Raw genomic sequence first — 22260 nt, forward strand, 5'->3', positions numbered from 1 at the left:
GGAATGACACATAGCAAGTCCAACCTCGCAAAACGAATATCTCATAACCATTTATCCATGTCAACCAAAGATAATGTAACAAAAACCGTTCCCATTGTTGTTCGAACATACTTCAGTTAAACTCAAACTTTTATAAATATTGAGCAGTACATGTTTTACGGCGATACCATTCAAGATACGAGACAAATGTTTTTTTCCAGTTGGGAAAAATACCAGCACAAAAAACTATTATCACCTTTAGAAAATCAGATTGTTCAAGTGATATTGGCTCATCCCGAATATCACAAGATGCTTGAAAACCAAAATAAATTTCAACAGCAATCTTATTTTGCTGAAGCTGGAGCCCCTAATCCCTTCCTGCACATGGGACTACATCTTGCGATTAGAGAACAGATAGCCACCGATCGCCCGGCGGGCATTAGTACAATCTTTCAGAATTTAATCAACAAATACCATGATCCATTAACAGTAGAGCATTTAATGATGGAGCAATTAGCTGAATGCTTGTGGCTTTCGCAAAAAAATAATCGGCCTCCTGATGAAACTAATTATCTACAAATATTAGAGGGTCTTTAACGTAGCTTTATACCCTCATCCCTACATGGGAGAGGGGTAATTTTTCCCAAAAGGAGAGACAGAGGATGTTTTCCTAATATCCCATCTCCCCGGTAGGGAGAAGGTGTCCATCAGGGCGGATGAGGGCGTTTCAGCTTAACATTTAATCTAATCCACTCTCCCCATCAACAATTCAGAGGAACGTTCTCTGTGCATTAAGTCCTCCTGCTGTTCCATTTGATATTCAAGGATATCTCCAGGCTGACACTTTAGATAAGAACAAATTGCTTCCAATGTCGCAAAGCGTATCGCCTTCGCCTTGCCATTTTTTAAAATAGACAAATTCGCCTCAGTAATCCCTATTGCCTCTGCTAACTCCTTAAGCCTGCATTTGCGTTTTGCCATCATGACATCTAAATTAACAATAATCGACACGTGCATATTCCTTAAATTGTTAATTGGGTTTCTGATTTCAGCTGATGCGCTTCTTGAACAATCCAGGAAGCAACCAAAATAATAAACGCTGTAATTAAAGTAGATAAATTCGCTGAGTTCAAGGTAATGCTGGCTATACGTTCGCCTTTAGGATTATTAAAAGTAAGCGCGGCCGTCATTAAAGGTTGATAAAATAGTTGTACCAACTCACCAAAAATCATAAAAATACTTACCTGTTTAATTAATTTGATGTTTTCTTCTTCAAATAAATCCCCTTTTTCAAAAAGCCCAAATAGCCTAGCTAATTTATTGCAGATTAAAATAGTAATCGTCATCGGCATCCATTCAATCACCAATAAGATGCTTCGATGCAGCCAAGAAAAATGTGATGGATCACGAATTTGTTCTGCAGAAATCAAAGAAGACCAAGCGCCAATATAACACATCCAATCAAACTTAAATAAAATCAAAACAGAGGTAGTTAATGGAATAAACCAACAAAGACTACGGAAAAGCAGATAAAGTATATGACTTGTATTTTTTATTTTTTGCATGATAAATATCCTTTAGTGTGTGTTCGGCAAGATTAAACCAATTATTATTGTTTTACAATAAATAAATATTAATTTTTAGATATTATTTGTTGATTAAGGATCAAATCAAACTAAGTTGCCAAACCCAACCAAACACCGGTGACTAATCCTTAATTGAAAAGTATCTATGCAGGGCTGGGTATCTTGGCAAAGATCAGTTAATATGGGGCATTCAATAATAAATCCGTGCCCCCTGATGACCGATCAAGAAAAAAAAACCCATTTTGGTTACTCTACTGTTGGTTGGGATGAGAAAGAAAAGAAAGTAGCTGAAGTTTTTCATTCCGTAGCAAAAAACTATGATTTGATGAATGATTTAATGTCTTTGGGCATTCATCATCTGTGGAAGCGTTACACAGTGGGACATAGTCAAGTACGTGCCGGACAGATTGTCTTAGATTTAGCAGGAGGCAGTGGCGACTTAACTCGGTTATTATGTAAAAAAGTCGGCGAAAAAGGCCGAGTTGTTCTCGCAGACATTAATTCAGCCATGCTCAATGTAGGACGTGACCGATTATTAGATGAAGGTTTATATAAGAATATTGATTACGTACAGGGTAATGCTCAATGTCTTCCTTTTGCTGATAATAGTTTTCATTGTATTACTATGGCGTTTGGCTTAAGAAACGTGACGGATAAGGAAGAAGCACTGCGTTCGATGTATCGTGTGTGCAAGCCGGGCGGAAAAGTGATGATTCTTGAATTCTCAACCCCCACATTTCCTGGTTTAAAACCTATTTATGACTGGTATTCGTTTAATATTTTACCTAAAATAGGGGGGCTTATTGCGCAAGACAAAGCCAGTTACCAATACCTTGCTGAATCCATACGCATGCATCCCAATCAAACCAAACTAAAAGAAATGATTGAGAATGCAGGATTCGAAGACTGTCACTATGATAATCTCAGTGGTGGTATCGTTGCCTTGCACATTGCCTACAAATATTGAGTGCATTATGTTAAAAAAATACTCCTTAAAGGCTCTCCAAATAGCCATTAACAAAGCGGCCAAACTGGATGAGCAAATGCCAGCCAAGCTCAAAGCGCTTGATAATAAAACCCTTGAAATAATTATAAGTCCTTTAAACGTTAATTTTTTCATTCATTTTAAAGATGGCGAAATTGTCTTACTTGATTGCTACGACAGCGAAGCAGACACAGTAATTCATAGTAATCCTTTAGGGTTGATCCGTTTGAGTTTATTACCCGCCTCTAAAGCGCGCTCTTTATTTAATGATAAAATTCGCATGACTGGAGATACGGAATTAGGACAACATGTAAAAAAATTATTTGACGAAATGGATATTGATTGGGAAGGGCATCTGGCTCATTTTACTGGTGATGTAGTTGCTCATCAAATTGGTTCTTTTGTGCGTAAAGGAATGGCATTCAAAAAGAAAGTGGATGATTCCTTTCACCAAAATGTGACGGAATATCTACAAGAAGAATTACGCGTTATGCCAACGAAATATGAACTGGAAGATTTTTTTGTTGAAGTCGACGAGTTGTCTTTAAGTGTCGAACGCTTGCAAGCTCATGTAAATCAACTAATAAGCCGCTATGAAATCCATTAAAAAACTCATTCGTCTTATTCATATTAATTATGTTCTAGCTAAAAACGGGCTAGACAATGTAGTCGTGTCCTTGAGATTATTTGCCCCACTACGCTTCATTGTTTATTTAAATCCATGGAATTGGTTTCGCAAAGAGCAGTTAACTCATGGAGAAGCACTTCGTAAATCATTGGAAGTATTAGGCCCTATTTTTATTAAATTCGGTCAAGCGCTTTCAACTCGCCCTGATATTCTGCCCCAGGATATAGCGATTGAACTCAGCAAATTACAAGATAAAGTCCCTCCCTTCCCTAGTGACCAAGCAATGGCCATTATTGAAAAGGCTTATGGCATGTCTCCATATGAAGTGTTTGCTGAATTTGATCCCATCCCCCTGGCATCAGCCTCTATGGCGCAAGTGCATGCAGCCACTTTGAAAACTGGCGAAGAAGTGATTGTCAAAGTGCTTAGACCCAACATGCGGCGCATCATTGAGCAAGATTTGAGTATTATGCATACTATTGCAAAATGGGCAGATCGCTATTGGCCAGAGATTAGACGCTTAAAACCAAAAGAAATTGTAACCGAATTTGAACATACCTTAATCGATGAGCTCGACTTATTAAGAGAGGCAGCTAATGCAGCGCAATTAAGACGTAATTTTGAGGGCTCCCCCATCCTGTATATTCCAGAAATCTATTGGGATTATTCACGCTCTAATGTGATGGTGCTCGAACGAATTCATGGCATCCCGGTGTCCGATCTCGCAAGCTTGCAAGCCCATGGAGTTGATATAAAAAAACTGGCGGAGCGTGGCGTAGAAATCTTCTTCACCCAAGTATTTCGTGATTGTTTTTTTCATGCAGACATGCATCCAGGAAATATTTTTGTTTCTTATAAAAATCCCAAAGACCCACAATATATTTGCATTGATTTTGGCATTATGGGGACATTAAATGACAATGACAAACGTTATTTAGCAGAGAACCTCTTGGCCTTTTTTAATCGAGATTACCGACGAGTAGCTGAGTTACATGTCGAATCCGGTTGGGTTGCTCGTAATACCCGTGTGGATGAATTTGAAAGCGGGATTCGTACGGTATGTGAACCTATTTTTGAAAAACCTTTAAAAGATATTTCCTTTGCGCAAGTAGTACTACGCCTTTTTCAGGTTGCTCGCCGTTTTCATATGGAAGTACAACCTCAACTGGTTTTATTACAAAAAACCCTACTTGCTGTAGAAGGCTTAGGACGTCAACTCTATCCCGACTTGGATTTATGGGCCACGGCCAAACCTTTTCTTGAAAAATGGGTCAGAGATCAAATTGGTCCTAAAGCTTTTTTCACCCAATTTAAACGAAATTTACCTTTTCTTGCGGAACAATTGCCGCATATGCCCAAACTGCTCTTTGATTTTCTAGAGCTTAAAAAAGAAGAATTAATAATAAATAAAGAGCGTGCGAATGCTCAGCCTGAAAATGAAAAACCAGCAGTCCATTGGAGTAGTATTGCAATCGGAGCAGGACTTTCTTTGCTTTTAGTAAGCCTGCTTGACTATGCGCATCTTATCCATCACAAACAGCTCACGCCTCTTGCCCTCACTGGAGCTATTTTGGCAGGACTGTTCGTGCTTATTAACCATAACACGAGGAACTAAACATGGGACTCAGTGGAATCAGCCCTCTTTCTTTATTGTTAATTTTAGTCATTATTATTGCTCTGTTTGGTACTTCCAAATTGAAAACTATAGGTACAGATCTTGGAGAAGCCATTAGAAATTTTCGCAACGCCTTAAATGAAAATCAATCTAATGAGCCCCCAAAAGAGGATAACAAGCACTCATGAGCAGTGGCGAACTTCTGGTTATATTTATTGTTGCCCTCATTGTGTTTGGCCCCAAAAAACTCCCTATGTTAGCAACTCATTTAGGGTTATTGGTAAGATCATTGAACAAACTGAAAGCACAAGCCACTGTACTTTGGCAACAACAACTTAATGCCCTACAATTGGAAGAAAATCAACGTAAGGCAAAAGAGGCAGACGAGCAATATAAAAAAGAACAACCTTCTTAAATTGTAACAATTCAGCCTTACTGTAACTTAGCGCCCATACTCTCTTTAGGTTCATCTTTTGCCGGTAGTGTAAAGCCATCTAAGTCAGGAAGATCCTTCATCGCTTCTTTACTTGGTATCAAAGGTCCCCCCTCGTAAGCTTTAGGTCCATCTTTACTCGTTTGATAAAGCTTGCCATCACCATTTGAATAGGCAATAACTTTATTGGTTTCCGCATCGACCATAATAAAACTTTGTCCTGCTTTTGCCTGCTTTTCAAAAAACGACGCCATATCCTCTTCTGACTTAAAGGATAAGGTTAACCTACCATCCTTGTCCTTCTCAGGCGGATGATCTTTAACCCATTTCGCCCCACAATGTTCTTTATAGGCCGCAAGGAGTGCTTCGGCTTGTTCGCTTTGAATACGAACGCTCTTCTTTTTGCTCTGCAGCTCCTCTTCTTCAGCTTGTATTAAACCGTCCATTTGCGTAGTACTTTGTACCGTTTGTTTCGGAGGAACTAATGGAATTTCTTCTTCACCTTTTGATTGAGACATAATACATTTCCTCTAAAATGTAGGTATTTTGAAAAATACTCATATGTATAAGTATAATTCAACTTTTACGCTTTAACTGTATCCCATACAGAATTTGTTATTTGCTTCAAACCATTAAAGTTGATGAGCCAATTTCCTCTATGAGTATCGTGAGTAGAGGCTAGTGACCCTCCTGTTTTACTGTTCAAATGTTACCATATTCTTATTATTTAAATCCTGCCACAGTTTTTCTGCGACTGGTCCTCTGGCTGGTTTTTGTAAGCGAATCGCGCCTAAAGTAATTAATCGTCTATCGAAATGATTTCCTTGTAAACACTGTAACCTGCCGTCTGCTAACTCTTGGGTTATCATATGCAAAGGTAGTCTACCCCAGCCAAGTCCCGCAACAATGATATCTTTCTTGGCCATGACATCGCTTACGGTCCATCGACGTCCATGTTCAATGACACCAAATGAAAAATCAGATTGTGAGGAGTCACGTAAAATCACTTGCATACATTCAGAAAGCGTATCCAAATCACCTAATTGTGTACTGTAATATTGGATGAATTCGGGAGATGCAACTGCGACCAGAAACTCCGAGCGAAGCGGGATCACTTCGACGGCCTTGTTAGTAATTAAATTTTCACTAATAATCAAGTCAGCTTGATTTCGCAATAGTCGCTCACAAGCCCCGCCAATTGATTCCGAGAAAAAATGAAATTGGGTATTAGGGAACGTATAAATCCAATGTCTTAAAAGATTTTTCAAACTCGATAAAGGAAAAAAAACATCGATGGCAATCGTAATATCGCTCTCGGCTTCGGATTGTAGCTGTTCAGCAAATTGACTAATATTCTTCCAATGACCAATTAAAGACTGAGCCCTTCTATATAGCTTTTCTCCTTCTGCTGTGAGGATCGGTCGATAATGACTGCGATCAAACAATACCAAGTTTAACTGTTCTTCTAATTTTTTTATTGATGAGGTGATTGCAGGCTGGCTTTTAAATAAAGCCCGTGTTGCAGAATTGAATCCCCCGCAATCGACTACCGCAACAAAAACTCGTAGCGCATTAAAATCAATGTCCATAATTTTTTTTTATCAAGTTCATTAAAACTTAATATTATCAATTTATATAGAGTTTACCTAATCTGTTTATTCCAATGGAGATGTAGAAATGTCACCTGGGCGTACTGAGACGAAACTTAATGAACATCGCTGGTTTGCTCCTGCGCCCGGACTTTTTAAAAGAAAAACTATTTGGAGGGTAAAGTATGTCCATAAATACGGTACAAAAAACAACAACGGCTCTATTAGACGTATTGCTCAATCAAAGACGAGTTAGCGAGTTAGCCGAGACAATGTGTAACGGAATTTTATGCCCAGAATGCATTCGTCATCCGCAAGAAAAAATTCAACAGGCAATCAGCGAACAACGAATGCTAACGCTGATTCTTCCTGCCTTCCCTGCAAAATCAGCCAATAGGCGGAAAACGCTATCAGAAAAGCCTGATCGAGGTGAAATCATTGGCTTGAGCAATTTGAATCTGCTTTGTCAAACCATGCAAGAAATTTATCCTGTGGGTATTAAGTTAATCATTTGCTCGGATGGTCGTGTATTTAATGATTTGGTTTTGGTGAGTGATCTTCATGTAGATGTGTACCAAAAAGGAATTCAACAAATCATCGAAGATTATCAATTAACTCATCTATCAACATTTTCGCTTGATGAAGTATATCCCTGTCATAACTATCTGGTCATGAGAGAGTTATTAATGATCGAGTTTGGCCAAACTTTAGATGAATTAAAACAACATATTGCAACCGATCCTATCGCTCGCTATCAATTTAATGGTATTCACCGTTTTATTGTTGAGGATCAACTCGCTTTAAAACCGGAGCAAACAAAAAACAAAACACGCCAGGAAGCCAAACAAATTGCTTATGAAGTAATCCGTCGCTCGAATGCATGGTCGCGATTGTTAGCGAATTATTTTCCACAGTCGGTACGGTTGTCGATTCACCCCCAACCTTGTGGCTCAGAGAAAATAGGGATCCACTTTCTTCCTACATCAAACCGTTGGAGCACGCCTTGGCACAATGTTTTACTTAAGAGCGCCGAAGGGTGGCAACTCATAAAAAGACAAGAGGCTGAACAATTGGGAGCCCGATTAAACCATGATCATTATGTATTGGAGGCCTGTTGATGAAGAACGCAACACAATTTAGTCCTTATCTTATCCAAGCCGATCATCATCGAAATCTGACAGACTTATCGTTGGAAATGCTTTTAAACGAAACGACGCAGCATAAAATTGTCCTTTTACGTGGTTTTAACCTTCTGGAACGTGATGATTTGCTCCATTATTGTCAAAAGCAAGCTCAATTACTTTCTTGGGATTTTGGTCCGGTAATGGAAATGAAAGTTGATCAACAACCCCAAAACTATCTCTTTACCGAAGGAGATGTCCCATTGCATTGGGATGGGGCATTTCATCAAGAACCTCGTTTTTTGCTTTTTCATTGTTTGCACGCACCACAGGCAGGAAGTGGTGGTGAAACCGTATTTGCGAACACCGAACGGGTTTGGCAAGCTGCTAGTGATGCACAAAGAAAAGAGTGGGATGATTACGCGCTTACCTTTCATACCGAAAAATTGGCACATTATGGAGGAACCATTACGCGTAATCTAATCAATAATCATCCAGATACTCAACAGGTTATCTTACGATTTGCTGAACCGGTAGGCGAAGACTATTTAAATCCAGTACACGTCAAAATAATTGATAAAAATGAGGATGAGTCCCATGCTATTTTATCCTCTTTAAGCCAGAGTATGCGGATGCCCGAACATCTGTATGAACACCAATGGCAACAAGGCGACTTTTTGCTTGCCGATAATTTTTCACTCTTACACGGTCGCAACGCCTTTCATCGCCATAGTCCAAGACATTTAAGAAGGATCCAAATATTATGAAGCCCTATACTATAATGCAGTTAAAACAAACAACTACCCCGGAACAATTTAGCCATCATTTACGAGAAATGGGTGAATTATTTTGGTGGGAAGCCGGGAAGTTCTTCGTGATTACTTCCTATAAATTAGCCAAGCAGATACTCACAAGTGAGGATTTTACTTGTGATCGCTCCCCGTTTTTTATTTCGCGCATGCCCGAAATGAACCTGTCATTAATTACTGAGTTTTTTAAGGTGGTTAGCAAGATGATGGTGATGAGTGATGCTCCAGAACATACTGATCGAAGACGAATTTGTTATCATGGCTTTAGCAACAACTGTCTGGAGCAATTAAAACCCTTAATTCAGCAGACTATTACAAAATGTCTGTCTGAATTTACTGCAGACAAGCCTTTTGATTTTGTTGCTCAACTTGCCCAACACATCCCATCGGTGACGCTTGCAGAACTGTTCGCAATTCCAGATAGTGAACGCCTTGATTTTTATCATTGGTCCAATAATATGACTCAATTTTTTGGTGGATCAACAAGTTATCAAGATGAAGATGGCATTAAGGTAAATCATAGTGCCAAACAACTCTATAGTTATTTTTCGAGTTTAATTGTCCAGCGTCGAAAAAAACCAGGAACTGATTTTTTAAGTATCTTATTGGCGCACCAAACCCATTTTGGATTAACGGATGATGAAATTATTTCCCAAGCCATTATGATGCTGGTTGCAGGTCAAGTAACAACAACCGATCAACTGTGTAATAATTTATTTATTTTGTTAAATCAACCAGGACTTTGGCAACAAGTACGAAATAATCTTCCCCGACTTGATGGATATATTGAGGAGTGCAACCGTCTTGATCCTGCAGTAACTTTTATTTTCCGAGTCACAAAAAATGAAACGATGCTTGGCAATCAATTGATTGAAAAAGGTAAGGTGATTTTCATATCGACACACGCCATTAATCGAGATCCCCATTATTTTAACGCTCCAGATGTCATCACCCTTGAGGATAAACAAACCCAACATTTCAGTTATGGTTATGGCAGTCATTTTTGCCTTGGTGCAAAATTGGCACGCATTGAAATGCACAGTATTTTTAAAGCATTGTTAGAGCAATTCCCTTCTTTATGTCTTGATGTCAGCAAACCGCCACAAAGAAAACATCATAGTTTGTCTTTTTCAGGATTTGAACATATGTATTTAAATACTCATTAAGATGTTTATAATAGATTTACCCTTCTCATCTCCGCAAAGGCGGAGATTCATTTTTAAAGTGGCTCGGTGCTGCATGTAGAAATAGATTCCCATCTTCGCGGAAATGACGAAAATCATTATCTTAATGGCAGCGCAGCCATATCTTTCACTTTATTCTTATCACGATGGCTTTATCCGCGCCCCCAAGACTTAGAAGTACATCATGATATCCTTGAAATTAGGGGCATGAGTATGAAACACCGGTTTGGACTATCTTGGTTTTTGGGTAGTGTATTAATGGGCGTACTCTATGATACGTTCATTCTCGCTTTAGTTATTTTTTCCAGTGCCATCCAATTGCTCGCATTTCCTTTCTTGGGAATCGTCATGAAAAAACTGAAATAAAGCCTCTATTTTTGTGCGGCTAATTTCTGCAAATGTTCGTCCGCTAAGCGAAATTGCAACAAATCCGTACGCGGATGAGCCCCTATAAATTCGAAAAATTCAATGCCTTTTTTATTCCAGGTAAACGCATGTCCTTCCATACGACAACATTCTTTCTCAAGTGCGAGCTGCGCAAGATTAGATAACAATGATGTACCCAAGCCATGATTACGATAAAGCTCATCTACAAATAGCTCTTCAATATAAAGAACGGGGGCTCCTGCGGGGACGGAATAAGTGAAAAAAAATAAAGCAAACCCGGCGGGTTTTTTCTGATATTCAGCTAATAATACATAAAAAAACTTATTTCGCCCAAAACCATGAGATTCAATTTTGTCCAGGGTCAAATGAATCTCTTCCGGTTTCTTTTTTTCATATTCAGCGTGTTTCTTGATTAAATTAAAAATCTCTTCTTTATCTTTTTTCTTAGCAATTCGAAAAGTAAATTCCATATTTGGACCTCCACAACCTAAGCCTAATCAAAACGATTTACGGGTTGATGACAATAAGGGGCTTTATGATGTTTGGCATAATAATCCTGGTGGTATTCTTCTGCCGGCCAAAATGTTTGTACAGGAAAAAGGCGAGTCGCAACCTGAAAGCCTTTTTTTTGCAACATTTGGATTAAAATTTCTGCTTCGGCTAATTGTTCCTGATCATAATAAAATACGGCACTTTGATACTGCTGCCCTATGTCAGGACCTTGTCCCGATTTTTGTGTGGGATCATGAATTTCAAAAAACCGTTTTAAAACGTGGTGATAATCAGTCTTGGCTTTATCATAAATAACACGTACTGCTTCATAATGCCCGGTGTTACCCTGACAGACTTGGTCATAGCTTGGTTCTAAAGTAATGCCCCCAGTATAGCCCACTTCAACACGCAGAACACCGGGTATTTGTTTTAAAAAATGATCGACCCCCCAAAAACATCCGCCAGCCATTATCGCTTCTTCAGTATCCAATACCTGACTGTCTGCAACAAAATCAATAGAGGCGGAATTGACGCAATGGCGTAAATTGTTTTGGGTAAAATACTCGCCGGTAAAGACATGCCCTAAATGAGCATCGCATCGCGAACAGAGGATTTCCATACGTTGACCATCAGGATCGGGAAGCTGCTTTACAGCGTGAACAATATTATCATCAAAACTTGGCCAGCCACACCCCGAGCTGAATTGGCTTGAGCCGCGAAATAAGGCTAAGCCACAACGCCTGCATAAATAAGTGCCATTGGTCATGACAAAATTATATGCCCCAGTGTGAGGATATTCTGTGGCTTTCTCACAGATTATCCTTTTAGCTAAAGGGGTTAAACTGGCTGTTTTATCAAGATAATCATCCATAATGCTACCTTTGTTGCCCTTGGCAAATTTTATCCGCTAAGTAACCTATAGCTCCCGCATAATATATTGAATTATTATAGTGTAAAATCATCTTATAGTTGGGGAACGTTAAGAAGGTCGGACCACCTAATGGCTGAACAATACTGGCTTGCAGATTTTGATAAGGCAATGCCTCACCATTTTCGGTACGCACACCCAGCGCACTCCATTCACTCACAGGCTTCACATTGTTTTTGCCTGCCATAGCCATATCAAATTTATGAGGTAGTTTGACTTGGATAGCCCAAGGCTCACCTGTTTGCCATCCATTTTGCTTCATGTAATTTGCAATTGAAGCAAAGACATCGGGCTTACTTCTCCAGATATCTTTTCGACCATCACCATCATAATCAACCGCATATTTCACCCAGCTTGAAGGTAAGAATTGGGGTTGGCCTGAGGCACCTGCCCACTCACCCTTGAAATCGGCTAAACTAACATGTCCTTCATCCAAGATATGCAAAGCAATAAATAATTCTTTTCGGAAAAATTCTTTCCGATTGGAATCATACGCTAAGGTGGCTAAAGCTTTCACTACCGGGAAATTACCCATATAAGTACCATAACTGGTTTCCATTCCCCAGAATGAAACAATGAAACAAGGATTTACCCCATATTTTTTGGCCACAGCCTCCAAAACCTCTTGGTTTTTCTTAAATTCTTTGCGTCCTATAGCAATTCTGTAACTATCAACGCGCGTGTTACGGTATTTGATGAATGTAAGTCGATGTTCTGGTTGCGAACGTAAAAACCCCTTAATTTGATGGCTTGGCTCATGGATACCTGCAAACGCCTCATCAAAAGTTTCAGAGGAAATCCCTTGTTGCAAAGCTTCTGCTCTAACCCCAGCGACCCACTCATTCCAATTCTGTTGTGCGAAGGCAACATGATGTACCAGAACGTATGCGATTATCGCAAGTCCCCATTTTTTCATAGCCTTTCCCCCTGATTTTTTTTGTTACCTGCTTGCCATCTCAAATTTAAGATAGACCATTTATCAAAACAAGTAGCCTGGTTGAACAGCGAATCCCTGAGTGTCTTGCTTATCTTGGAACTCAAGTTGCAACTGTGCTTCACTACCACTTACTTAAGAGTTGTTTGTCATTCCCGCGAAGGCGGGAATCTATTCTTGCAGTAGCATTGTGCCTGATTAGAAGTAGGTTCCCGTCTTCGCGGGAACAACAAAAACCTAAACCGTGGTAGTACAGGCCACCAACGTAAAAGGATTATACAGTGAGTATTAAAGCGCTTCCATAAATGCTGTTAAATCCGCTTTTTCTTCTTGGGTTAACTGTAATTGCAACACCAGGTTAAAAAACTCTACGGTATCGGCCAAAGTTAACAAGCGACCATCATGCAAATAGGGTGGAGAATCTTTAATTCCTCGTAAAGGAAATGTTTTTATAGATCCATCACCAACTGCTTTCATGCCATTAATCATTTGTGGTTGATAGAATCGTTCCGTCTGTAAATTATGCATGGTGTTGTCAGTATAGTAAGGAGGAGTGTGACAACTAGAACATTTTCCCTTACCAAAAAACACTTCTTGTCCGCGTAGCTCTGCTGGAGTTGCTTTGGCAGGATCAAGCTTTCCTTCCCACGTCAATTTAGGTGCTGGTGGAAAATCCAAAATTTCTTGGAATTCGGCCATAAAATGAACTTGGCTGCCACGCTCCAGAATGTTAACGCCTTTTTTAGTTGCAATAACCGGATCTCCATCAAAATATGCTGCTCTTTGTTCAAACTCAGTGAAGTCTTCTACTGTTTTTAGTGCACGTTGCGATCCAAATAATCTTTGGATATTTAAACCGCGTAAGGTTGGAGTATTGATGCGATGACGAAATTCTTGGGGTCTTATATCACCGACCAAATGCGTTGCCTTGTTGGTGTGACCATTCGCATGACAATCAAAACAAGCGACTCCCCGACTGGGTTTGACAGTACGTCGGTCTTCAGTTTGATTAAATTGTTGTTGAGGGAATGGGGTAACTAACAGGCGTAACCCTTCCAGCTGTTTAGGGTTTAATAAACCATTAAACAATTCATAATAATTCTCAATGGTAACCAATTTACCTTGAGAAACATCCCCAAGATCAGGCCGAGTAGTTAAAAAAATAGGCGCAGGAAAAGGGGGTAAAAAATGATCTGGGATATCAAAATCCAAATCAAACCGAGTCAAATCTCTGTCTTCTTGCTTCTTGATTTCATCAATAGCAAATTTCGGAAATAACATTCCCCCTTCTGGATGATTGGGGTGAGGTAACGGTAGGAAACCCTGTGGAAAAAGGCCTTGCTTCTTGACATCGTCAGGACTCATTTTGGCCAATTGCTCCCAAGTCACTCCCTCAGGAAGTTTCACGCGAACACCTTCTTGTATGGGTTTTCCATTAGACATTTTTGCCGTTTTAGAAGGATTATTACTCAAATCATAACGTTTTTTTAACAGCTCTTGTTGTCGATCATTAATTGCCTGTTTTTCACCGCTCATGCGTTGCAAAATACTTTGAAACGTCTCATTAATCACTACTGGCATGTAACTTGAAGGTACTGATGTATTCGCAGGAGTAGGTTGGGGCTGAGGAGTATCAGCAAAAGCAAAAGAAACAATGCCTGCTAGAGCCATCATCCCTAAAGATTTTTTTAACATATATAAGTCCGTTTAGATAAAAAGAATTTTTTCATCATAAAGTACTTATATATTCAGTGCAATAGAGACTGAATTCTAGGCATCTAACAGGGTAGCCTGAGTGCGGCAACGCGGAACCCGTGTTTCGCTTCGCTGCACTCAGGCTACATACTACTCACTACGCAGAGAAACTACGGGCTCTAACTTTGCAGCACGTCGTGCAGGATAAAAGCCAAAGAAAATTCCAGTGGCAGCAGATACCAAAAAGCCTGCAGCAGGGGGCAAAAGAAAGATTGAAAAATTCCAATCACTGAAATAGGCTAAAATACGGGTACAAACTAATCCTAAAATAACCCCAAGTATGCCGCCTAATAAAGAAAGCATGACCGACTCGACTAAAAATAAAGCTTGAATTTCACTATTTTTTGCCCCGACCGCTTTACGAATACCAATTTCTTTTCTCCGTTCACTCACAGAGACCAACATGACGTTCATTACGCCAATTCCACCCACCAAAAGTGAAATTCCTCCAATTACAGCCAGTAATAAGGTAAAGATTTGTCCCTGGTTTTCCATGCTGGCAATAATCTGCTTGGCGCTTCGTGAAAAAACACTTAATTTGGGCGCGATTGAACCAATAATTTGTTTTATTTCCTCAATTACCTCATCGATGGGACTATCTGGTTTCAATTCCAAGACCACATTATTTACCTTGGCTTCTTTGCTAATCATACTAATTCCTGCCAAAGGAACAATCGCCGCCTGGTTGATGTCTTCATTGAAAAACCCGTTTTCCTTCCAAGGTTCAGCTACACCGATGATGGTGTATAAAGATTTTCCTATACGTAATTGCTTTCCTATGGGGTCATCAAAACTGATCTCTTTGATTTGGCGTGCTAAGCCATCACCAATAACACAATAATGTTCATAGGACTCAACAAAAGAAACAAAATGTCCTGCAGCTAATTTAATATGAACAATTTTGGGCAAATGTTCATTGGCCCCGATAACGGCTCCTTGCATTAACTTTCCTTGGAAACTCAAGGGTTGATAGGCCGTACTATAGGGCGCCATATCGATAATATAAGGTATACGATCAGCCATTTGTTCCCATTGCGCGACGGAGATTGACTCCATACTGCCAGATTTTTCTGAAGTTTTTGGATAAACCGCAATTGCTAATAAGTCCGTGCCTAAAGCCTTAAATTGAGATAATGCTTTTTCTGTTGCCAACTGCCCACAGCTAATTAAAGCAACAACCGCAGCCGTACCCACTAAAATACCTAAAACGGCCAAAAAGGAACGCAACTTGGCGGCAGTCAAATTTACTAAAGCTTGCTGACAATGTCCGGAAAACTTCATGCGCCAGTCTCCGTCACAACAACCCCATCTACAAGAGTGATTTTTCGCTGACACAACGCAGCGATCTGTTCATCATGAGTAATCATAATGATACTACGCCCTTGGGCATGCAAACTTAAAAATAAATTCATTACTTCATTACCAGTACGTGAATCGAGCGCACCTGTTGGTTCATCGGCCAAAATTACTTGTGGCTCGGTTACTAATGCACGAGCAATGGCAACACGCTGTTGCTGTCCTCCAGATAATTGTGTAGGTCGATGCTGTGCATATTGACGCATTCCCACACGTTCAAGAGCAGCAAGTACCCTTTCCTTAATTTCAGCAGCTCCAACACCACGATAAATTAAGGGTAATGCCACATTTTGCATGGCACTAAATCTTGGTAATAAATTGAACTGCTGAAAAACAAAACCGATATTTTGATTACGTAATTCTGCTGCTTCATCATCTGTCAAAGCAGCAACATTCCTATTTTTCAATAGATAAGTTCCTGTGTCTGCTTTATCCAGTAGCCCTAGAATATTCATCAAAGTAGATTTACCAGAACCCGAAGCACCTACAATAGCGAGTAAATCTCCCTCATAAACGGTCAGCGATACTTCTTTTAATATAGTGGTGCTAATTCCTTCGAGATGATACGTCTTTACAATATCAGTAAGCTTCATAAGCGGTTGTTGTGTCTTTTTCGCAGGACTACGTTGCGATGTTATTGCGGGACTTAAGAGTCGCTCAAGAATATTTGGATCCTCTGTCACCTCATGAGAGGAGGTATTGCTTTTACTGGAATCAATGACAAGATCACTCATACACCACCACATCACCAGCTTTTAAACCGGTCTCGACGACCACTGAATCTGCCTGGGCGGCTCCTGTTGTAATGACTCGCTTCTCTAGAGCGCCTGACTTAGTTTGTAAACTAACAATACTTTGTCCTTTTTCGCGTTTAATTGCAGCAATAGGAATAATGAGCTGCTTGCCGTTATCCACACTTAACTCAATGGATGCACTCATACCCACTTTGATCCATTTCTGCTCCTCAGGGGTTAACTTTTTCACCTCAACTACCGCTGTAAAAAAGGGTAATCCATTATTATTCGAGGCTTGTGCATTCACTGCTACCAATTGTCCTTTTAATTGATATTTACCAAAGGCAACACCACTCACGATGGCATTCATACCTGCTTGGATTTGGGTTATATCGATTTCTGGAACATCAATTTCAATACTGATCCCGGATAAATCACCAATCAAGCCAATAACCTGACCTGATTTAACTGTCGAGCCTACGGTAGCACGCACACTTTTATCTTCTCCGGCTTTAGGAGGATAGAGTAGGACTCCATCTCGCGGTGATTTTAAATGAATCATATTATGATTAGATGCTAAAATTTTTTTAATTTTATCGAAATCAGCCAAACTTAATGCAGATAAATTTTTGGGGCTATTTTCATCCAGTTTTTCCAACATTTCCGTTAGTTTACGAGTAGATTGCATTAAAGTAACCCGCGCCGTGTCCACATTCGATTTCTCACTCATGTAATTATTTTTGGATAATAAACCTGCATCCCATAAATCTTGAGTCCCAACAAATTTAGCTTTAGCGATGGTGTAACTGTCTTTGGCTTTTAGATATTCCGTTAAGGTGTCATTAAATTGTCTCTGCAACTCGGTTGAGTTTAAAGTTAAAATCACATCGCCTTTGTTAATCAATTGCCCATAATGAAAATTCATTGTTTCGACCACCGCTTCCATTGGACTGGCTATCGTATTTTCATGTAAAGGCTGCACTGTTCCGGTAAAATGGAGCGTCTTATGCATGGTCTGTTCTTCGACTTTATGCTGATGTAACGCCACTTTTTTTTGCTCCTCATGATGCCCGCATGAAGACAAAAGCAACCCGATTAATAATAAAATGATGACTTTTGACGTGATTAAATACCTATTCATCCACCATACCTTAATTTAATTTGCCAATGATTCAGTGTGGTTCCCAAGATTCTTTGCAGGTTGGATATCTGATTTAGATATGCAATTTTTGCATTGATTAATCCAGATTGAGCCTGAATCAGCTGATTTTGAGTGTTATTTACATCCAACGCACTGGATATTCCCGCTTGTTGTTTTTTCTTCTCCAATGCATAAGATTGCTCCGCTAATTTCACTTGTTTTAGCGCTAATTGATAACGTTTTGCCAAACTTCTTATATTATTAATGGTATTGGTTACATTAGTTATTAATGCTCGTTTGGTAGCAAGTAAATTTAACCGGTCTTTTTCCAAGCGCACTTTAGCATTAATTAATTGACTGCGACGACTGATGTCATGCAAGGGAACGGTTAGGGTCACACGAGCTGCCTCGGTGATGTTATTTCCATTATAAATGCCATTAAATCCTCCATTTACACCCGTCACATCATTTACAACCCCACTTTGAATATTACCTGACACATCCAACTGCCATAATTGTTGATTTTTAGCCACTTTATAAGCACGCTCATCGGCGCGTAATGTCATCTTTTGTGCTAAATAAACTGTGTTATGATTCAACGCTTGCTCAATCGACTGTTGCAAATTAGGAACAGCAAGCTTTTCTAATGCAACGTCACTAGGAACGGATATATGCATCTCGGGATCCAAGCCAATAGTTTGCAAAAGATCTTGAGCTGACGTTTCAAAATCGTTTTCCGCTTGTTCCACCATCAAACTTAAGGATTCTATTTGGTAAGACTGCTGAATATTACCGGTGGGTTCTAGTTGACCTGCCTTTATTTTTTTCTCATTAATTTCATACGATTTTTTGGCTTCTTTTAATTGCAAACGCTGATTCTGCAAATTGTTTCCACTTAAAATAAGCATCCGATAAGCCACAATAACTTGGGTGACTTGATCCGCCACCGATTGCTGCAAGTTCAATTTGTTCAGCCATTCGTTGTCCTTAGCATCTAAAAGCGCAGCTTCATTTACTGCCTTTCCAAAACCGCGTAATAATGGCTGGGTCAAAGAAAAATTCAATACGGGATTGTAATTGTTATTTTCATTGACGTTATTATTTATTGATAAATTAGCTTCCGTGCCTAACTTTGTTTTCAAATTAAACTCAGGACTACCTAGGAGCGTACGCGTTGTATCACTACCCACGCCATTAAACCTACTTTTTTGGATTACTCCAGAAGCACCCAAAGCGTATTGCAATTCAAACTGATTATTTGCCAAGCGCAATTGATAACGTTGTACAATTCGATCCAATTCAGCATTTTGAATATTGGAGTTATATCGTAAAGCCAACAAAATTGCTTCTCTTAAACTCAAGTGATGGATGGTTTTACTTCGCGATGCAGGAGAGGTTGGCAGCTCTATCCAATTGTGCAACATAAACTCTGGATTCTCTATTGCTTTTTGTAGCCGTTCCTCTGCTTGTTTTACGTTTACATCTTCTGTAGTAGAGAGACACCAAGCTTTAGATCCAAACAGGCAACAGAGGAAGAACAACATAACTGCTCTCCCCAAAACATGCATATAGGATAAACGTATGGAGCTAAATTTATTTAGTAACATCATTTTTTGTTCCACACTGCAAATCGTTGCATATCCTGCAAGCGCAATGCAGTTAATTGGCCGCCCCACAGACATCCGGTATCTATTGCATGAATTTTAGGATGAGGACATTCCCCCATTAAAGCAGCCCAATGCCCAAATACAATATCCGCATCAATTTCTTTACGATGAGGTACTTCATACCAAGGATAAAGATTTGCTGGCGCTTGAGCAATAGTTCCTTTATAACTCAACTCGAGTTTTCCTTGGGCATCACAAAAACGCATGCGTGTATAATAGTTAGTAATTAACCGTAGCCTGTCCATGCCTTGTAAATCACCAGACCACCTATCCGGCTGATTACCATATAAAAGCGATAAAAAATCGCGATAGCTATCCCCCGCAAGCACTTCTTCAAGTTCTTGGGCACATTGTATTGCTTGTGATAAATCCCATAAAGGACAAATTCCAGCATGACACATCACCACATTAAGTTCTGGTGAGTAATACAAAATGGATTGCATTCTCAACCAATGACCTAGAGCTTCTCCATCACTAGCCTGCATCACTTCGTGCAAGGTATCATCATGACCTTTCCATGGCCTATCACCAAATAATGTAGCTAATAAATGTAAATCATGATTGCCTAAAGTCACTCTTGGCGTAACAGGTAAGGAACTAACAAAACGTAAGACCGCTAAAGAATCAGGACCACGATTCACCAAGTCACCAACGAACCATAAACGATCCGCTTTATCATCAAAATCGATTAACTCCAACAGTCGTTGTAATGGCTCGTAACAACCCTGCACATCACCAATTGCATAATCAGGCACCGTTTTTTGCTCCCGGCCTTAATGCACTCCCTTCGTTTTCAATCGCATGCCATTTTCCAGTGGCATCTAATTTGTGCAACGAGTTGGTCAAACCAATATTTTGTTGCTGGGTAAGTTGACTGCTAAATTGTGCTTTATGAATCAATTCTGTTGCAGACATGGACTCTACTTTTCCTGTATTCGGATTAGCCACTTTTACTGATTCAGGCAAAGCGAGCGCATACTTGGAAAATACAACGCCCCCCTCCATTTTTCCTTTAATATCAAATCGACTTAATACACCACCATCAGCAGCACGATTATGCAAGCCCAAAGATAAAAATCCATTTTGAGCCGCTTGCCAATTTTTATATTCAGGATGTTCGCGTACGAATAATTGAAACATTTCCGCACACATCAATAGACCTCCGGGAACCATAAATAATGGGGCTTTATTGATCATAATCCGGCCTGCGTCCAGAGCCTTAATCATCCATTGAATAAACTCCATGCCTACAGCCTGTTCTTTCTCTAACAAGGTTTCTGGCTGGCCACCAGAAAATGTACCCGCGCGGTAACGCCCGCCCCCATAAGCAGCGGCAAGGCCTCGCGTCATAAATTCAAGTAAATAACGCTGAATCGCAATAGCTTCCGCGCGAATTAATATGGCTCCCAAAGTACCCGCAGAGCGCTCGTCTTCATTTAATAAGGCCAGCCACACTTCAAGAACGTCAGAGTTAGAGGCGATCCAAGCAAAACCACTACCTGGCATTATTGCTCTTGCTAACAATAAATTCAGACGACGTCGAAATTCAATTTCAGGTTCTTTTTGAAACTCATAAAAGTAATAAATCCCCGTGCTGGTCATACTTTCAAGCAAGGGATTCCATTCCTTTAAAAATTGACCATTTGTATCATAGAAGCTAACACGGAAATCAACAAATAACTTGCCTATGCCTTGAAGTAGTGCAGCTGAAAAAAGAGCATATTGCCAAAGTTTTTGCTCCTCGGATAATAATTCTGGCTGATCTTGTACCATAAATTCTTGAAAAAGACTCAACGCCGCTTCCGTACGGTTCAGTGCATGATCCACTAAGCCGCCCTGCTGCGAATAATAACTGTTCGCTGTCTCAGGTAAATTTTGGCAATAGTGAACTAAATTATCGATAAGAATGCCGCATAAGCTATCATATCGTGCCGTTTCCAGACCCGATAACATCCGCATCTTTTTTAATAAGATCTGTCTCTTGTCTTCCGACAAAAGAAGATTCGAATTGACGATGCGTGTTAAATCTTTTAAAGATTTACCTTGTGAAGACAAAGAACCTTTACGCTGACGTTGACGATGAAACAAAGCCATCTCCATAATAATTTAATAACTCCAAGTTGAAAAAATTATATCCATGATGATTAATTTTACACTAATTGGAAATAAATTTCGCTAGTTGAACGTATTCCGAAATGGAAATTTGTTCTGGACGTTTACTTCCATCAACACCTAAAGTGCATAATTGCTCAGCCGTGATGATTCCCTTTAAGTTGTTATTCAACGTTTTACGACGCATGGAAAATGCATTAGCCACCAAACGCTCTAACTGCGCCATAGAAACCTTTTCAAAGGGTGAAACGCGATGGGGTACAAGACGAACCACCGCGGAATCTACTTTAGGCTGTGGATCAAAAGACTCAGGGGGAACGTCAAACAAATGCTCCACAGCACAATGATATTGCAACATTACCGTTAGTCGTCCATAAGCCTTACTACCCGGTTCTGCTGCCATTCGTTCTACTACTTCTTTTTGCAACATAAAATGCATGTCGTCGATACATGAGGCAAACTGCAATAAATGAATGAGCAAAGGAGTGGAAATATTATACGGTAAATTACCTACCACCCGTAAGCGAGGACCAAATTGGCTGTAATCAAGAGTCAACGCATCTGCACCAATCAAATGCAATTTCCCCTGAGCAATAGCTAGTTCCGAAAGATATTTTTGTAAATCGGTATCGATTTCAACTGCAGTTAGATGATTTAAACGGCGCAACAACGGCTCAGTTAAAGCACCAAGGCCAGGGCCAATTTCCAGTATATTATCTTCTGTTTGCGGATTAATAGCACGTACAATGCCATCAATAATATGTCGACTTTGTAGAAAATTCTGGCCAAAGCGCTTACGCGGGCTATGCCTCACCATTTATCCCC

25 protein-coding genes are annotated in these 22260 nt (G+C 39.8%); 10 read left to right on the forward strand and 15 right to left on the reverse strand.

From position 1 onward, the window contains the following. Nucleotides 1-150 precede the first annotated feature (150 nt). Nucleotides 151-576, forward strand: a complete 426-nt coding sequence (locus tag ACWTEW_RS28730) for a DUF1841 family protein (protein WP_454781446.1) — start codon at nt 151-153, stop codon at nt 574-576. 147 nt (nt 577-723) lie between these two features. On the opposite strand, the gene ACWTEW_RS28735 is transcribed toward ACWTEW_RS28730, so the two are convergent. Both ACWTEW_RS28735 and ACWTEW_RS28740 read right to left on the reverse strand, forming a co-directional pair. Next, complete coding sequence (locus ACWTEW_RS28735; protein ID WP_454781447.1) at nt 724-990, reverse strand: helix-turn-helix domain-containing protein; 267 nt, start codon at nt 988-990, stop codon at nt 724-726. An 11-nt stretch (nt 991-1001) separates the two neighbouring features. Beyond that, a complete protein-coding gene (locus ACWTEW_RS28740; protein WP_454781448.1) occupies nt 1002-1544 on the reverse strand; it encodes a DUF2975 domain-containing protein in 543 nt (180 codons plus the stop codon). 235 nt (nt 1545-1779) lie between these two features. Between ACWTEW_RS28740 and ubiE the strand changes: the two genes are divergently transcribed. The 5 genes from ubiE to ACWTEW_RS28765 are packed head-to-tail and all read left to right on the forward strand — an operon-like array spanning nt 1780 to nt 5208. Next, nucleotides 1780-2532 (forward strand): bifunctional demethylmenaquinone methyltransferase/2-methoxy-6-polyprenyl-1,4-benzoquinol methylase UbiE, encoded by a 753-nt coding sequence (gene ubiE, locus ACWTEW_RS28745; protein ID WP_454781706.1) that lies wholly within the window; start codon nt 1780-1782, stop codon nt 2530-2532. 7 nt (nt 2533-2539) lie between these two features. Next, complete coding sequence (locus ACWTEW_RS28750) at nt 2540-3157, forward strand: ubiquinone biosynthesis accessory factor UbiJ (RefSeq protein ID WP_454781449.1); 618 nt, start codon at nt 2540-2542, stop codon at nt 3155-3157. Then, a complete protein-coding gene (gene ubiB / locus ACWTEW_RS28755; protein ID WP_454781450.1) occupies nt 3144-4793 on the forward strand; it encodes a ubiquinone biosynthesis regulatory protein kinase UbiB in 1650 nt (549 codons plus the stop codon). The genes ACWTEW_RS28750 and ubiB overlap by 14 nt, the downstream gene beginning before the upstream one ends. A gap of 2 nt (nt 4794-4795) precedes the next feature. Continuing rightward, the gene (gene tatA, locus ACWTEW_RS28760) at nt 4796-4981 is read left to right on the forward strand and encodes a twin-arginine translocase TatA/TatE family subunit (RefSeq protein ID WP_454781451.1); all 186 of its coding nucleotides are present in this window, start codon (nt 4796-4798) and stop codon (nt 4979-4981) included. Continuing rightward, a complete protein-coding gene (locus tag ACWTEW_RS28765; protein WP_454781452.1) occupies nt 4978-5208 on the forward strand; it encodes a Sec-independent protein translocase subunit TatA/TatB in 231 nt (76 codons plus the stop codon). The genes tatA and ACWTEW_RS28765 overlap by 4 nt, the downstream gene beginning before the upstream one ends. A gap of 17 nt (nt 5209-5225) precedes the next feature. Here ACWTEW_RS28765 and ACWTEW_RS28770 read toward each other — a convergent pair whose 3' ends face one another. Continuing rightward, entirely contained in the window at nt 5226-5744 is a 519-nt protein-coding gene (locus ACWTEW_RS28770; protein ID WP_454781453.1) for a hypothetical protein, read from the reverse strand. Nucleotides 5745-5921: 177 nt separating this feature from the next. Next, nucleotides 5922-6815, reverse strand: coding sequence for a LysR family transcriptional regulator (locus ACWTEW_RS28775; protein WP_454781454.1), 894 nt, complete (start codon nt 6813-6815; stop codon nt 5922-5924). A gap of 185 nt (nt 6816-7000) precedes the next feature. Here ACWTEW_RS28775 and ACWTEW_RS28780 point away from each other — a divergent pair, with 185 nt between their 5' ends. From ACWTEW_RS28780 to ACWTEW_RS28795, 4 genes are all read left to right on the forward strand, one after another. After that, nucleotides 7001-7933 carry an L-tyrosine/L-tryptophan isonitrile synthase family protein gene (locus ACWTEW_RS28780; protein WP_454781455.1) on the forward strand — a complete coding sequence of 311 codons (933 nt, stop codon included), beginning with the start codon at nt 7001-7003 and terminating at the stop codon, nt 7931-7933. Continuing rightward, complete coding sequence (locus tag ACWTEW_RS28785; protein WP_454781456.1) at nt 7933-8703, forward strand: TauD/TfdA dioxygenase family protein; 771 nt, start codon at nt 7933-7935, stop codon at nt 8701-8703. Before ACWTEW_RS28780 ends, ACWTEW_RS28785 begins: the two co-directional genes overlap by 1 nt. Next, entirely contained in the window at nt 8700-9911 is a 1212-nt protein-coding gene (locus ACWTEW_RS28790) for a cytochrome P450 (protein WP_454781457.1), read from the forward strand. The genes ACWTEW_RS28785 and ACWTEW_RS28790 overlap by 4 nt, the downstream gene beginning before the upstream one ends. Nucleotides 9912-9977: 66 nt before the next feature. Beyond that, nucleotides 9978-10295, forward strand: a complete 318-nt coding sequence (locus tag ACWTEW_RS28795; RefSeq protein WP_454781458.1) for a hypothetical protein — start codon at nt 9978-9980, stop codon at nt 10293-10295. Nucleotides 10296-10300: 5 nt separating this feature from the next. On the opposite strand, the gene ACWTEW_RS28800 is transcribed toward ACWTEW_RS28795, so the two are convergent. The 11 genes from ACWTEW_RS28800 to rsmA all read right to left on the reverse strand — a co-directional run bounded on the left by ACWTEW_RS28800 (nt 10301) and on the right by rsmA (nt 22249). Further along, nucleotides 10301-10786, reverse strand: a complete 486-nt coding sequence (locus ACWTEW_RS28800; protein WP_454781459.1) for a GNAT family N-acetyltransferase — start codon at nt 10784-10786, stop codon at nt 10301-10303. A 23-nt stretch (nt 10787-10809) separates the two neighbouring features. Continuing rightward, entirely contained in the window at nt 10810-11679 is an 870-nt protein-coding gene (locus tag ACWTEW_RS28805) for a bifunctional methionine sulfoxide reductase B/A protein (protein ID WP_454781460.1), read from the reverse strand. Between the two features lie 4 nt (nt 11680-11683). Then, entirely contained in the window at nt 11684-12652 is a 969-nt protein-coding gene (locus ACWTEW_RS28810; protein WP_454781461.1) for a lytic murein transglycosylase, read from the reverse strand. Nucleotides 12653-12958: 306 nt separating this feature from the next. After that, nucleotides 12959-14365 carry a cytochrome B6 gene (locus ACWTEW_RS28815; protein ID WP_454781462.1) on the reverse strand — a complete coding sequence of 469 codons (1407 nt, stop codon included), beginning with the start codon at nt 14363-14365 and terminating at the stop codon, nt 12959-12961. Between the two features lie 150 nt (nt 14366-14515). Then, the gene (locus ACWTEW_RS28820) at nt 14516-15706 is read right to left on the reverse strand and encodes an ABC transporter permease (RefSeq protein ID WP_454781463.1); all 1191 of its coding nucleotides are present in this window, start codon (nt 15704-15706) and stop codon (nt 14516-14518) included. Next, nucleotides 15703-16374: an ABC transporter ATP-binding protein gene (locus tag ACWTEW_RS28825; protein ID WP_454781707.1), complete on the reverse strand. Its 672-nt coding sequence runs from the start codon at nt 16372-16374 to the stop codon at nt 15703-15705. The genes ACWTEW_RS28820 and ACWTEW_RS28825 overlap by 4 nt, the downstream gene beginning before the upstream one ends. A 133-nt stretch (nt 16375-16507) precedes the next feature. Beyond that, entirely contained in the window at nt 16508-17656 is a 1149-nt protein-coding gene (locus ACWTEW_RS28830) for an efflux RND transporter periplasmic adaptor subunit (RefSeq protein ID WP_454781464.1), read from the reverse strand. Then, complete coding sequence (locus ACWTEW_RS28835; RefSeq protein ID WP_454781465.1) at nt 17653-19266, reverse strand: TolC family protein; 1614 nt, start codon at nt 19264-19266, stop codon at nt 17653-17655. Before ACWTEW_RS28835 ends, ACWTEW_RS28830 begins: the two co-directional genes overlap by 4 nt. After that, the gene (locus ACWTEW_RS28840) at nt 19263-20078 is read right to left on the reverse strand and encodes a symmetrical bis(5'-nucleosyl)-tetraphosphatase (protein WP_454781466.1); all 816 of its coding nucleotides are present in this window, start codon (nt 20076-20078) and stop codon (nt 19263-19265) included. The genes ACWTEW_RS28835 and ACWTEW_RS28840 overlap by 4 nt, the downstream gene beginning before the upstream one ends. After that, nucleotides 20071-21423, reverse strand: a complete 1353-nt coding sequence (locus ACWTEW_RS28845) for a conjugal transfer nickase/helicase domain-containing protein (protein WP_454781467.1) — start codon at nt 21421-21423, stop codon at nt 20071-20073. Before ACWTEW_RS28845 ends, ACWTEW_RS28840 begins: the two co-directional genes overlap by 8 nt. A 55-nt stretch (nt 21424-21478) precedes the next feature. Further along, complete coding sequence (gene rsmA, locus ACWTEW_RS28850; protein WP_454781708.1) at nt 21479-22249, reverse strand: 16S rRNA (adenine(1518)-N(6)/adenine(1519)-N(6))-dimethyltransferase RsmA; 771 nt, start codon at nt 22247-22249, stop codon at nt 21479-21481. Nucleotides 22250-22260 lie beyond the last annotated feature (11 nt).

The sequence above is a fragment of the Legionella stuttgartensis genome, assembly GCF_977063405.2.